This window comes from Pseudomonas fluorescens, assembly GCF_002837185.1.
In the GTDB taxonomy this organism is placed as follows: domain Bacteria; phylum Pseudomonadota; class Gammaproteobacteria; order Pseudomonadales; family Pseudomonadaceae; genus Aquipseudomonas; species Aquipseudomonas fluorescens_AM.
In genome coordinates this window covers 17,653-31,276 of sequence record NZ_KZ478007.1, presented here as the reverse complement: position 1 = coordinate 31,276, position 13,624 = coordinate 17,653, and the positions used below count along the sequence as shown (strand labels likewise).

At 61.7% G+C, this 13,624-nt stretch carries 10 protein-coding genes; 6 read left to right on the top strand and 4 right to left on the bottom strand.

What is annotated here, in order from left to right; all coding sequences use genetic code 11:
- Window positions 1–21 precede the first annotated feature (21 nt).
- Complete coding sequence (gene ppsR / locus CIB54_RS19455; protein ID WP_003230310.1) at window positions 22–840, top strand: posphoenolpyruvate synthetase regulatory kinase/phosphorylase PpsR; 819 nt, start codon at window positions 22–24, stop codon at window positions 838–840.
- 97 nt (window positions 841–937) lie between these two features.
- On the opposite strand, the gene CIB54_RS19450 is transcribed toward ppsR, so the two are convergent.
- Window positions 938–2,362, bottom strand: a complete 1,425-nt coding sequence (locus CIB54_RS19450) for an aminotransferase-like domain-containing protein (protein WP_065949881.1) — start codon at window positions 2,360–2,362, stop codon at window positions 938–940.
- A 160-nt stretch (window positions 2,363–2,522) separates the two neighbouring features.
- Between CIB54_RS19450 and CIB54_RS19445 the strand changes: the two genes are divergently transcribed.
- Genes CIB54_RS19445 through CIB54_RS19425 form a run of 5 tightly spaced genes read left to right on the top strand, consistent with a single transcriptional unit; the run spans window position 2,523 to window position 8,007 of the window.
- Window positions 2,523–3,416 carry a DMT family transporter gene (locus tag CIB54_RS19445; protein WP_162515426.1) on the top strand — a complete coding sequence of 298 codons (894 nt, stop codon included), beginning with the start codon at window positions 2,523–2,525 and terminating at the stop codon, window positions 3,414–3,416.
- A gap of 35 nt (window positions 3,417–3,451) precedes the next feature.
- Window positions 3,452–5,314: a molybdopterin-synthase adenylyltransferase MoeB gene (gene moeB, locus CIB54_RS19440; RefSeq protein WP_101220702.1), complete on the top strand. Its 1,863-nt coding sequence runs from the start codon at window positions 3,452–3,454 to the stop codon at window positions 5,312–5,314.
- A gap of 14 nt (window positions 5,315–5,328) precedes the next feature.
- Complete coding sequence (locus CIB54_RS19435) at window positions 5,329–6,243, top strand: PLP-dependent cysteine synthase family protein (RefSeq protein WP_101220701.1); 915 nt, start codon at window positions 5,329–5,331, stop codon at window positions 6,241–6,243.
- Between the two features lie 37 nt (window positions 6,244–6,280).
- Window positions 6,281–7,273, top strand: coding sequence for a serine O-acetyltransferase (locus CIB54_RS19430; RefSeq protein WP_065949834.1), 993 nt, complete (start codon window positions 6,281–6,283; stop codon window positions 7,271–7,273).
- Between the two features lie 2 nt (window positions 7,274–7,275).
- The gene (locus CIB54_RS19425) at window positions 7,276–8,007 is read left to right on the top strand and encodes an alanyl-tRNA editing protein (protein ID WP_065949835.1); all 732 of its coding nucleotides are present in this window, start codon (window positions 7,276–7,278) and stop codon (window positions 8,005–8,007) included.
- Between the two features lie 107 nt (window positions 8,008–8,114).
- Here CIB54_RS19425 and prpD read toward each other — a convergent pair whose 3' ends face one another.
- From prpD to acnD, 3 genes are all read right to left on the bottom strand, one after another.
- Window positions 8,115–9,599: a 2-methylcitrate dehydratase gene (gene prpD, locus CIB54_RS19420; protein WP_065949836.1), complete on the bottom strand. Its 1,485-nt coding sequence runs from the start codon at window positions 9,597–9,599 to the stop codon at window positions 8,115–8,117.
- A gap of 181 nt (window positions 9,600–9,780) precedes the next feature.
- Window positions 9,781–10,971 carry a 2-methylaconitate cis-trans isomerase PrpF gene (gene prpF / locus CIB54_RS19415; RefSeq protein ID WP_101220700.1) on the bottom strand — a complete coding sequence of 397 codons (1,191 nt, stop codon included), beginning with the start codon at window positions 10,969–10,971 and terminating at the stop codon, window positions 9,781–9,783.
- An 11-nt stretch (window positions 10,972–10,982) separates the two neighbouring features.
- Entirely contained in the window at window positions 10,983–13,577 is a 2,595-nt protein-coding gene (gene acnD, locus CIB54_RS19410; RefSeq protein ID WP_101220699.1) for a Fe/S-dependent 2-methylisocitrate dehydratase AcnD, read from the bottom strand.
- Between the last annotated feature and the right edge of the window lie 47 nt (window positions 13,578–13,624).

Here is a 13,624-nt window from a genome sequence, read left to right as displayed (position 1 = left end):
AGCTTAAGGCCCAGGGCTCAAATGAAACGATCTGCTTTCTTTATTTCCGATGGCACCGGCATCACGGCCGAAACACTGGGCCAGAGCCTGCTCGCGCAGTTCGAAAACATTACCTTCGCCAAATTCACGCGACCTTATATAGACAGCGTGGATAAAGCGCGGGCCATGGTACAACAAATCAATCTGGCGGCTGAAAAAGACGGTTGTCGCCCGATCATTTTCGACACCATCGTCAATCAAGACATTCGTGAGATTCTCGCGACCTCGAATGGTTTCATGATCGACATTTTCTCCACGTTCCTGGCGCCATTGGAACAGGAGTTGAGCGAGCATTCCTCTTACTCCGTCGGAAAGTCCCATTCCATTGGTCATAATTCCAACTATATGGAGCGTATCGAGGCAGTGAACTTCGCCCTCGACAACGACGACGGCGCCCGCACGCACTATTACGACAAGGCCGACCTGATCCTGGTGGGCGTGTCGCGCTGCGGCAAGACCCCGACCTGCCTGTACATGGCCATGCAATTCGGTATTCGCGCGGCCAACTACCCGCTGACGGAAGACGACATGGAACACCTGACGCTGCCCGCCGCCCTGCGCGCCCATTCGCACAAGCTGTTCGGCCTGACCATCGACCCGGACCGCCTCACCGCGATCCGGAATGAACGCAAGCCCAACAGCCGTTATTCAAGTTACGCCCAGTGTGAGTTCGAAGTGCGCGAAGTGGAAAATCTGTTCCGTCGCGAAAATATTGCGCACATCAATTCCACGCATTTTTCGGTGGAAGAGATTTCGGCGAAGATTCTGGTGGAGAAGGGTGTGGAGCGCAGGTTTAAGTGAGGCAGCGGCAAGCTGCAAGCTATAAGCTGCAAGAACATGCCACTCGGCTCTCGTCTTGAAGCTTGAAGCTTGAAGCTTACGTCTTGCGCCTTAACACCTACAACTGAAACCTTCCACCCCCCTGCCCCAGCGCCGTCGCCAGCGCATCGAACCCCGCCCGCAGCAACTGATCATCCCCCGAGGTATTGCAAATACTTGCCCGGATAAACTGCGGCACCGCCGTCTGCCCCACGGCAAACGCTTCGGCGGTCGCGATCAGGTAGTTGTTCTGCTTGAGTTCTGCCTCGATTTCCGACGCGCGCCAGGGTTCCGGCACTTCGATCCAGAAGTGCGGGCTGTTGAGGTGAGTGCGATACTGCAGACCGCTCAATAAGCCCTCGACCAAGGCCTTGCGCCGGCTTATCTCGTTGATCTGCTGGCGCAGCAGGTATTCCGCCGTGCCGTTTTCGATCCATTGGGTCGCCAGTTCCAGGGTCACCGGGGTGGCCATCCAGCAGGTCGAACGCAGTGCCGCCGACACCCGGCTGACCAGCGCCGGCGGCGCATGCACATAGCCCACGCGCAGCCCGGCCGATACCGCCTTGCTCAAGCTGCTGATCAGGATCGTACGTTCAGGGGCGAAGTAACTGAGGGGCGGAGGACGATCCTCGACCAGCACGCCATGGGCTTCATCCTCCAGAATCAGCAGATTATGTTCACGACAGACCTTGGCCAACGCTTCACGGCGCGGGACTGACAACACTGCGGTTGTGGGATTCTGGATCGTTGGCGTGCAATACAGCGCCGAAACCCGGTGATTTCGACAGACTTCATCCAGCGCACCCGGCAGCACGCCTTCTTCATCCATCTCCAGCCCGATCAACCGCACACCCAGCATCCGCGCGGCGGTGATAAGCCCCGGGTAAGTCAGTTGCTCGGTGACCACCGTGTCGCCGGCGCGCAGCAACGCCATCATCGCGCAGAGCAAGCCATGCTGGCCGCCATTGACGCAGATGACCTGCTCGGGAATCGGATGAAAGTCGCGCTGCACCAGCCATTGCGCACCGGCCTCGCGATAGCGCGGCAGACCCGCGTCCGGGGTATAGGCGCTGATGTCCTGGAGAAATTTGCCGTTGGTCGACAGGGTTTGGAAGCTCTGGGCAAGGAATACCGTTTCCTGCCCCGGAATATGCATGTTGCGGCTCATGTCGAAGTACTGCCGTGGCTCCTCGCTGAAGTTGCGAAAGCCTTCATCACGCTGGCGCTCCATCCCACGCTTGCGCACGAATGTACCGTCACCCACACGCGCCACCACCAAACCCAACCGCTCCAGCTCACCGTAGGCCCGGCTGATGGTGCCGATAGTGACGCCCAGATTGTCGGAAAGCACCCGATGAGGCGGCAGTTTTCTTCCCGGTTCAATCGTGCCTTCAAGGATGCCCCGTTCCATGACATCGGACAGGCGCTTGTACTTCACGCCCTGACCGTTGGACAACCCCTCACGCATAATTGACACCATGTCAATATTTGTTTTGACAGTCATCATTCGCCCTAATAGTGTGCTTTTGCGGGTTCAATCACCGGATTGAATCACTTATAACAAGTTCAATATAGAGTTCAATTCCGGCTCAGGGAAGCAATAAACGATGCCAATGTCCGCCATTCTTGAAAACACCGCAAAAACCAAAACCCGGAAACAATGGCTGGCCGGCTTGATCACCAGCGTGATGTTCCTGATCGTGTGCCTGAGCTGGGGCACTACCTGGCTGGGCATCAAGATTGCGGTGGAAAGCGTGCCGCCGCTGACGTCAGCAGGCCTGCGCTTCCTGATCGCCTTCCCGCTGTTCCTGTGTTTCGCCATGGTGCGCCGTGAGCCGATTGTGTTCCCACGGGAAAGCCGCTGGTTCTTCGTGTTCGTGACCCTGTCCTACTTCAGCATTCCCTATTACCTGCTCAACTACGGCGAGATGCACGTCTCGTCCGGTCTGACTGCCCTGCTGTTCAGCTGCATGCCGGTGTTCATTCTGATCTTCTCCGCGCTGTTCCTGCGTGAGCGCATCTACCTGTCCCAGGTGGTCGGCATCGGCATCGGTTTCGGCAGCCTCTACATGATCATCAAGAGCCAGGGCCTGCACCTGGACCATGCCGAGTTCTTCGGCGTACTGGCGATTCTGACCGCCGCGATCATGCACGCGTTGTGCTACGTGATTACCAAACAAAAAGGCAGCGCCATCAGTGTCATCACCTATAACACCCTGCCCATCGGCATTGCCGGGCTGATGCTGTTCGTGGCCGGCCTGTGGTTTGAAAACCCGACGTTCGACGCCATCACCCTGCGCTCCTGGAGCGCGCTGTTCTACCTTGGGCTGGTCGCTTCGGTGGGCGGTTTCATTGTGTATTTCATGCTGCTCAAGCGCCTGAGCCCGATCATCCTGTCATTCGTGTTCATCATCTTTCCGGTGTTCGCAGTCATCATCGGTGCCTGGTACGAAGGGGTGGAGATTTCCCGTGACCTGATGCTGTACTCGGCGATCCTGTTGGCCGGCTTTGCGATCACCAAGCTGCCCATCGAAAAACTGCTGGCCAACAAAAATTGACCCCTGCACCCATCACCCAGCGACGCGAGAGAAACATGGATGTCCTGCGCCCCGAAGCCCTGGAACAGATCTACGCCCACGCCAGCCGCAGCTATCCCGAGGAGTGCTGCGGTTTTATCTTCGCCGACGGCAGTGTGTACCTGGGCAGCAATATCCAGAACGAGTTGCACCGCAGAAACCCGCAGATGTACCCGCGCAGCGCGGCCAACGGCTACACCTTTTCAGTCGCCGATACGCTGCTGCTGAACAAGGCGTTTCGCAGCGACAACCCGGTGGTGGTGATCTACCACTCGCACCCGGATGTCGGCGCCTATTTCAGTGATGAAGACCAGGACAAGGCGCTGTTCCTGGGCGAGCCGATCTACCCTGTAGGCTACCTGGTGGTGGATGTTCGCCAGGGCCAGGCCCTGGGGTCAAAGCTGTTTGCCTGGGATGGCAAGCATTTCGCCCTTCAACCTTTCAACGACCTGCACACGGAGTTGTCCATGAACGCTGTCTCTTTCCCCGACATTCTGGTTCGCGTGGCCAAGCTGCCGCAATCGACCCTCGAGGGCGCAGGATCGACATTGCGCGAAGTCATTGAAAACCTCTGCGACAGTCACCCACAGTTGCGCCCGCATCTGTTTCACGAGCAGAACAACCAGCTCAAGGAACACTTCCTGTTTACCGCCGAGGAAGCGTTGATCGACGCCGACGACAGCTTGCCGGAAAAGGCCCGGATCGAAGTGCTGCTGGCGACCTCCGGCGGCATCGACGTCGACACCCTGAGCAACGAAGAAGTGCAACGCTACGTACGCCATATCACTCTGCCCGGTGTCGGCCGTGAAGGTCAGTTGAACCTGAAGAAAGCCAGGGTGCTGATCATCGGCACCGGTGGCCTGGGCTCACCCATCAGCCTGTACCTGGCGGCGGCCGGCATCGGCACCCTGGGCCTGGTGGACTTCGACGTGGTGGAAAGCAGCAATCTGCAACGCCAGATCGTACACGGCAACAGCACCCTGGGCATGCCCAAGGTGGAGTCCGCCAGGCAACGTTTGCAGGATCTGAACCCCCACATCCAGATCAACACACACAACACCGCGCTCGATACCGACAACGCCCTGGAACTGGTGGGCGCCTATGACCTGGTGATCGATGGCACAGACAATTTCGACACCCGCTACCTGGTCAATGACGCCTGCGTGCAGCTGGGCAAGCCTCTGGTATACGGCGCCATCTACCGCTTCGACGGGCAAATCAGTGTGCTCAACCATAAAGGCGGGCCGTGCTACCGCTGCCTGTTCCCCAAGGCCCCGCCCGCAGAGCTGGCCCCCAATTGCAGCGCCGGCGGGGTCATCGGCGTGTTGCCGGGGGTGGTCGGCATGATCCAGGCGACCGAGGCGATCAAATTGCTTATCGGCATTGGCGAACCTTTGTCCGGCCGCTTGATGCGCTTCGATGCGCTGGCCATGAAATTCAGCGAAATCCGTTTCAAGCGCCGTGCCGACTGCCCGTGCTGCTCAGACCTGCGCCACAGCCAGACCGCCACGCCAGCGGTGTGCGCGGACGCCGTGCCGAGCCACCCGTCCCTGGCCGACGAGCGCTACATTGAGCCCCGCGTGCTCAAGCAAGTGATCGACAACCCCCGCAGCGCCGACGTGTTGCTCGACGTACGCGACGCCAGCGAACTGGAAGTGTGCAAATTGCCAGGCGTGGTGCACATCCCCCTGGCCGAGCTCGATGAGCAGCTCGGCAGCCTGAGCCGCGACAACACCCATTACCTGATCTGCTACGCCGGCACCCGCGCCGAGCAGGCCGCCAGCACCTTGCTGGCGGCGGGCTTCGCCAACACCAAAGTCCTGCAGGGCGGTATGAAACATTGGGTGCGCGACGTCGAACCCGACATGCCGCTGTACTGACCGGGGGCCGACCGATGCTGCATAACTCCATTCTCGACGTGATCGGCCAGACCCCGATCGTGCGTCTGGCGCAGTTTTCCGAAGACCTCGGCATCGAGGTCTACGCCAAGCTGGAATCCCTCAACCCGGGCGGCAGCCACAAGGCGCGCATCGCCCTGGGCATGATCCTCGACGCCGAGCGCCGGGGTGTGTTGATGCGCGACTCTGGGCAAACCATCATCGAACCCAGCGGTGGCAATACCGGCATCGGCCTGGTGATGGCTGGCAATGTGCTCGGCTACAAAGTGGTGCTGGTGATTCCGGACAACTACAGCCCGGAAAAACAGAAGCTGCTGCGCCTGTATGGCGCCAGGGTGGTGCTCTCGGACAGCCGTCTGGGTAACAACTCCCACGGCGAAAAGTGCATGGAGCTGCTGTTGGAAAATCCCAACTACGTGATGCTCAACCAGCAACGCAACGGCGCCAACCCGCAAACCCACCGCGACACCACCGCGCCGGAAATCCTCCGTGCCTTTGGCGAACGGCGTGTGGACTACTTCGTCAGCGGCATCGGCACCGGTGGGCATCTCACCGGGATCGGCGAAACCCTCAAGGCCGCCTGGCCGGCACTGCGCGTGATGGGCGTGGAACCGGAGGAATGCGACCTGCTCAAGGACCGGCACGCCCCGCACGCCATCCAGGGCCTGTCGATTGGCCTGATCCCGAGCATTCTCAACCTGGACGTGCTGGACGGCATGCTCAAGGTGTCGCATGGGGCGTGCCTGGAGATGATCAAACGCATCATGCGCACCGACGCCATCAGCCTGGGGCTGTCCTCGGCCGCCAATATGGTCGCCATCGCCCAACTCGCCCCGGAACTGCCGCCTGAAACGGTGGTGTTGACCATGGTCTACGACAATGCCGACAGCTACCTGCCCAGTTTCGAATAGCCGGTTACCCAACCAAACAGAATGCGGGGGTGCCTCCATGGGAGGCTTTATCGACATGCAACAGCTGCACGATGAGTTGCTGACCCACCTCATCCAGACCCTGACGCCCGGGCAGATGAAGCAGCTGGAACCGCACCTGGCGCCGCTGATCCAGAACGCTTCCCAGGCGGTGGCCGAGGACCTGATCGCCTACGCCTATCGCGACCCGGCATCGCGCGGACGCGGTGAGCTGATCCTGGAATCCTACGCTTCGTTCAAGGCGGTGTTGTTCTACCGGCTTGCGCACCTGGTGTGGCATTTTCCGGAGCCCGCCCACGGCGTATTTACGCGCATGGCTCTCAAGCTCAGCAACCAGGGCAAGATCCTGTCCGGGGCCGAGATTCACCCGGCTGCGCGCATCGGCCGGCGCTTTGTGCTGGACCATGGCTACGGCACGGTCATCGGTGAAACCTGCGAGATCGGTCACGATTGCTACATCCTCTGCGGCGTGACCCTGGGCGCTCGCGGTATCGCCAACAACCCGGACGGCAAGCGTCATCCACGCCTGGGCAACCATGTCGAGGTCGGCGCCGGGGCGCGGGTGCTGGGCTATGTGCAGATCGGTGACAACGTGTTTATCAGCCCGTCCTGCGTCATTACCCAGGACGTGCCGGCGGGCACCAAGGTCAAAGTGGTCAACCAGATCCAGTTGCAGAAAAACGATGAATCGGAGCACAGCAGCTACCTCGGCGCGTTCGCCCTGGATGAGCGCCTGCACGTGGTCGGCGAGGTCGATGCGGGGCACAAGGTCACGGTGCTGGACGCCGACTTTCATCCACTGCCGGGGCTGATGCTCGAACCTACGGTGAAGGAGCGCCATCACCTGCAATTTCGCCTGCGCCGTCTCGACCTCGGCGAACAACTGCCACGCCTGCCGCTGAACCTGAAAGTCTGCGGGCCGGCGTTCGAAATTACCCTGCTCTCTCCCCCTGGCTTGAGTGCGATGGTGCGTCACTTGTTGCAAGCCAGCCCACTGATCGTCGGAGGTTGAACATGTCCGTGCACACCATGGAAACCCTGGCGCTGTTCGACAGCGCACCCTATCAAAACGCCTTCAGCGCCCGGGTGATTGCCGTCAGCGAGCACGGCGTCGCGCTGGAGCACACCCTGTTCTACCCCACCGGCGGTGGACAACCGGGCGACACCGGCCACCTCATCCTGGCCGACGGCAGCCGCGTGCAGGTCACCGGCACGGTGCGCGATCCGGTGCTGCGCTCGATCATCTGGCACCAGGTGGAACATCGCCCGGCGCAACTGATCGCCGGCGCCCAGGTAGACGCCGGCCTGGACTGGGAGCGCCGCTACCAGCATATGAAGATGCACACCTGCCTGCACTTGCTCTGCTCCATCATCGACGCGCCCGTCACCGGTTGCAGTATCAGCGCGGACAAGGGTCGCCTGGATTTCGACCTGCCGGAAATGACCCTGGACAAGGACAGCATCACGCGCGACCTCAACGCACTGATCGAGCAGGCGCACCCGGTGCAAACCCTGTCGCTGGCCGCTACCGAGTACGCCACCCTGCTGCAGATCACCCGCACCCAGGCCGTGGCGCCGCCGGTCATCCAGGGTTCGGTGCGGGTGATTGAAATTGCGGGCATCGACATCCAGCCGTGCGGCGGCACCCATGTGCTCAATACCGAGGAAATCGGCCGGGTGTTCTGCGAGAAGATCGAGAAGAAGAGCAAGCACAACCGCAGGGTGATTTTGCGGTTTGAAGGCTGAAATGTGGGAGGGGGCTCGCCCCCGATGGCGGTGGATCAGTACCTGATGCACTGACTGACACTCCGCTATCGGGGGCAAGTCCCCTCCCACACTGGCCGAGTTGTTTTCTAGATCATGAACAGGTCCATGAAACGGTTGACTGGCGTAGCCTCAAGCCGTGCCTGGTCCTTGCACAAGGCAAAAATCTCGGCGCTGCGCTGCGCGGGGAAGCGCGTCGCCAGATTGGCTTTGAACTTGGCTTCCAGCAGAGGAATGCCTTGCTCACGACGACGGCGATGGCCAATCGGATACTCTACCGTCACCTGCTCGGTGCAGGTGCCGTCGGTGAAGAACACCTGCACCGCATTGGCAATGGAGCGCTTGTCGGCCTCCAGGTATTCGCGGCTGTAACGCGGGTCTTCAACGATGACCATTTTCCCGCGCAGTTCATCGATGATTGGATGGGCCGCATGGAAGTGGTCTTCATAATGTTCGGCCACCAGGTCGCCGAAGGCCAAGGGCACGGCGGTCATGTATTGCAGGCAATGGTCACGGTCCGCCGCGTTGGCCAATGGGCCGACCTTGGAAATGATACGAATGGCCGACTCGTGGGTGGTGATCACGATACGTTCGATTTCATGCAGGCGCCGCTTGACCAGCGGATGCAAGGTGACCGCCGCTTCGCAGGCCGTCTGCGCGTGGAACTCGGCGGGAAAGCTGATCTTGAACAGCACGTTCTCCATCACGTAGGTGCCATAGGGTTGGGACAGGCTGAAGCGACGCTGTTCTTCAGGCTTGAGGGCCAGGTCCTTGTTGGTGTGGCTGAACACTACGTCGTAGAAGCCCCACTGCGGCGCGCTCAGCACACCGGGGATGCCCATCTCGCCGCGCAACGCGATATCCGCCAGGCGCACCCCGCGACTCGACGCATCGCCCGCCGCCCAGGACTTGCGCGAACCGGCATTGGGCGCATGGCGATAAGTGCGCAACGCTTGTCCGTCGACAAACGCATGGGACAAGGCGGCGAGCAGTTGCTCGCGGTTGGCGCCCATCAGTTTGGCGGTAACTGCCGTCGAGGCGACTTTGACCAGCAGCACATGGTCGAGGCCGACGCGGTTGAAGGCATTTTCCAGGGCAATCACGCCCTGGATCTCGTGGGCCATGATCATCGCCTCCAGCACGGTGCGTACGCTCAGCGGTGCGTCGCCGTTGGCCACGCGTTGCTGCGACAGATGATCAGCCACCGCGAGGATGCCGCCCAGATTGTCCGAAGGGTGGCCCCACTCCGCCGCGAGCCAGGTGTCGTTGTAATCGAGCCAGCGCACGATGCAGCCGATGTCCCAGGCAGCCTTGACCGGGTCCAGCCGCAACGAAGTGCCCGGCACCCGTGCGCCGAACGGCACCACGGTGCCTTCGACGAGCGGCCCCAGGTGCTTGGTGCACTCGGGAAAGCGCAACGCCAGCAGGCCGCAGCCGAGGGTGTCCATCAGGCAGTTGCGTGCGGTGTCCAGGGCGGACTCGGACTCGATTCGGTAAGTGAGGACATAGTCGGCAATGTCCTGCAGGACCTGGTCGTAGTCGGGGCGGTTGTTCTGGTCGACGTTGGCGCTCATGGCAGTTCTCCAAAAAGGTTGGTTTATTCCTCAGGGTCACGGTTGATCATCAGGGCAGGTCTGGTTGCCTGCCTTGGAATAGAAATCCCCTGTGGGAGGGGGCTTGCCCCCGATGGGGGTGGGTCAGCTGATGAATGTGTCGACTGACACACCGCAATCGGGGGCAAGCCCCCTCCCACAGTTAAAAAGCGTCACCGGGGACGCGCACGAAACCTTCCATCAACACCCGCGCACTGCGGCTCATGATGGCTTTCTTAACCACCCACTCACCGTTGACTTGCGTCGCTTCGGCGCCGACGCGCAAGGTGCCCGACGGATGCCCGAAGCGCACGGCATTGCGCGCCACGCCACCGGCCGCCTGGTTGACCAGGGTGCCGGAAATCGCCGCCGCCGTGCCGATCGCCACCGCCGCCGTGCCCATCATGGCGTGGTGCAACTTGCCCATGGACAAGGCTCGCACCAGCAGGTCCACATCGCCGGCCTTGATCGCCTTGCCGCTGGAGGCCACGTAATCGGCAGGCTTGGCCACGAACGCAACCTTCGGCGTGTGCTGGCGCTGGGCCGCTTCGTCCAGGTGTTTGATCAGGCCCATGCGCAACGCGCCATAGGCACGCACGGTTTCGAACATGGCCAGGGCCTGCGGGTCGCCGTTGATTGCGCCTTGCAGCTCGGTGCCGGTATAGCCCAGGTCTTGGGCATCGATGAAAATCGTCGGAATGCCAGCATTGATCAGGGTGGCCTTGAAGGTGCCGACACCCGGCACTTCGAGTTCGTCGATCAGGTTGCCGGTGGGGAACATCGAGCCGCCACCCCCCTCCTCTTCCGCCGCCGGGTCGATGAATTCCAGCTGCACTTCAGCGGCTGGAAAGGTCACACCGTCGAGTTCGAAATCGCCGGTTTCCTGCACCGCGCCGTCGGTCATGGGCACGTGGGCAATGATGGTCTTGCCGATATTGGCCTGCCATATGCGCACCACGGCCACGCCGTTGTGGGGCACGCGGCCTGGGTCGACCAGGCCGGCGCTGATGGCGAACGAACCGACCGCCGCCGACAGGTTGCCGCAGTTGCCACTCCAGTCGACAAATGGCTTGTCGATGGAGACCTGGCCAAACAGGTAGTCCACGTCATGCCCGGCACGGGTGCTCCTGGACAGGATCACGCTTTTACTGGTGCTGGACGTGGCGCCGCCCATGCCGTCGATTTGTTTGTCATAGGGGTCGGGGCTGCCGATCACCCGCAACAGCAAGGCGTCACGGGCAGCACCCGGTACCCGGGCCGATGGCGGCAGGTCCTCGAGGCTGAAGAAAACCCCCTTGCTGGTGCCGCCACGCATATAGGTGGCGGGGATCTTGATTTGCGCTGCGTGTGCCATGGTTATCCTCTTCAGGCGGTCGCCGCCGATTCCAGGAAGTCCTGGGCAAAACGTTGCAACACGCCGCCCGCCTCGTAGATTGACACTTCTTCAGCGGTGTCCAGGCGACAGGTGACCGGCACCTCGACACGCTCGCCATGCTTGCGATTGATCACCAGGGTCAGTTGCGCGCGCGGCGTGCGTTCGCCGACCACGTCATAGGTTTCGCTGCCGTCGATCATGAGTGTGTGGCGGTCGGTACCCGGCAGAAACTCCAGGGGCAATACGCCCATGCCGACCAGGTTGGTGCGGTGGATACGCTCGAAACCCTCGGCGGCGATCGCTTCCACCCCGGCCAGGCGCACGCCCTTGGCCGCCCAGTCGCGGGACGAGCCCTGGCCGTAGTCGGCACCGGCGATAATGATCAGCGGCTGCTTGCGTTCCATGTAGGTTTCGATGGCTTCCCACATCCGCGTGACCTTGCCTTCAGGCTCGATACGCGCCAGGGAGCCCTGCTTGACCTTGCCGTTTTCCTGCACCATTTCGTTAAACAGTTTCGGGTTGGCGAAGGTCGCGCGTTGCGCGGTCAGGTGATCGCCGCGGTGCGTCGCGTAGGAGTTGAAGTCAACTTCCGGCAGGCCCATTTTCGCCAGGTACTCGCCGGCGGCACTGTCCCGCATGATCGCGTTGGACGGCGACAGGTGATCGGTGGTGATGTTGTCCGGCAGCACCGCCAGCGGGCGCATGCCCTTGAGCGGACGCGCACCGGCCAATGCGCCTTCCCAATACGGCGGGCGGCGGATATAGGTGCTTTGCGGGCGCCAGTCGTACAGCGGGGCGACTTTGGGACCGGTATCTTCGTGAATCGCGAACATCGGGATGTACACCGCGCGAAACTGCTCCGGTTTGACCGACGCCTTGACCACCGCGTCGATTTCTTCGTCGCTTGGCCAGATGTCCTGCAGGCGGATTTCCTTGCCGTCGGCGTCGAGCCCGAGCACGTCTTTCTCGATATCGAACCGGATGGTGCCGGCAATCGCATAGGCCACTACCAGCGGCGGCGAAGCGAGGAAGGCTTGCTTGGCGTACGGGTGAATACGCCCATCGAAGTTGCGGTTGCCCGACAGCACGGCAGTGGCGTACAGGTCGCGGTCGATGATTTCCTGCTGGATCAGCGGGTCGAGCGCGCCGGACATGCCGTTGCAGGTGGTGCAGGCAAAGGCCACCACGCCAAACCCGAGTGTTTCCAGCTCATGCCCCAGGCCTGCTTCTTCCAGGTACATGGCCACGGTTTTCGATCCCGGCGCCAGGGACGACTTGACCCACGGCTTGCGCGTCAGCCCGAGCCTGTTGGCGTTACGCGCCAGCAGGCCGGCGGCGATCACGTTGCGCGGGTTACTGGTGTTGGTGCAACTGGTGATAGCGGCGATGATCACCGCGCCGTCGGGCATTTGCCCTGGCACTTCGTCCCACTGGCCGCTGATGCCTTTTGACGCCAGGTCGCGGGTGGCGACACGGGCGTGCGGATTGCTCGGACCGGCCATGTTGCGCACAACGCTGGAGAGATCGAATGTCAGGCCACGCTCGTATTGCGCGCCCTTGAGATCATCGGCCCACAGGCCGGTGTGGCGCGCGTATTGTTCTACCAGGGCGACTTGTTCGTCTTCTCGGCCAGTGAGTTTCAGGTAGGCGATGGTCTGCTGGTCGATGTAGAACATTGCCGCCGTGGCGCCGTATTCCGGAGCCATGTTGGAAATCGTCGCACGGTCGCCCAGGGTCAGCGCCGATGCCCCTTCCCCGAAGAACTCCAACCAGGCGCCGACGACCTTCTGTTGGCGCAGGAACTCGGTCAGCGCCAGCACCATATCGGTGGCGGTGATACCCGGCTGCAGCTTGCCGGTCAACTCCACGCCGACGCTTTCGGGCAGGCGCATCCACGAAGCACGCCCAAGCATCACGCTTTCGGCTTCAAGGCCACCGACGCCGATGGCGATCACGCCCAGGGCATCCACATGCGGGGTGTGGCTGTCGGTGCCCACGCACGTGTCGGGAAACGCCACGCCGTCGCGTACCTGAATCACCGGCGACATTTTCTCCAGGTTGATCTGGTGCATGATGCCGTTGCCGGGTGGGATCACATCGACGTTCTTGAAGGCCTTCTTGGTCCACTCGATAAAGTGGAAGCGATCTTCGTTGCGGCGGTCTTCGATGGCGCGGTTTTTTTCGAACGCCTGAGGGTCGGCACCACCGGCTTCGACGGCCAGGGAATGGTCGACGATCAACTGGGTGGGCACCACCGGGTTGACCTGCGCCGGATCGCCGCCTTGCAGGGCAATGGCGTCGCGCAGGCCGGCCAGATCCACCAGCGCGGTCTGGCCAAGGATGTCATGGCAGACCACGCGGGCCGGGAACCAGGGGAAATCGAGGTCACGCCGGCGTTCGATCAGTTGGCTCAGGGACGCGTTGAGGGTGGCCGGGTCGCAGCGGCGCACCAGGTTTTCCGCGAGTACGCGTGAGGTATAAGGCAAGGTGGCGTAGGCGCCAGCGCTGATTGCCTCGACAGCCGCACGGGCGTCGAAGAAATCCAGGCGGCTGCCGGGGAGCGGTTTGCGAAATTCAGTGTTCATCGTCAGGACTCGGTCACGGTGATTGCAAAAGGAAGACCTACGCCGGT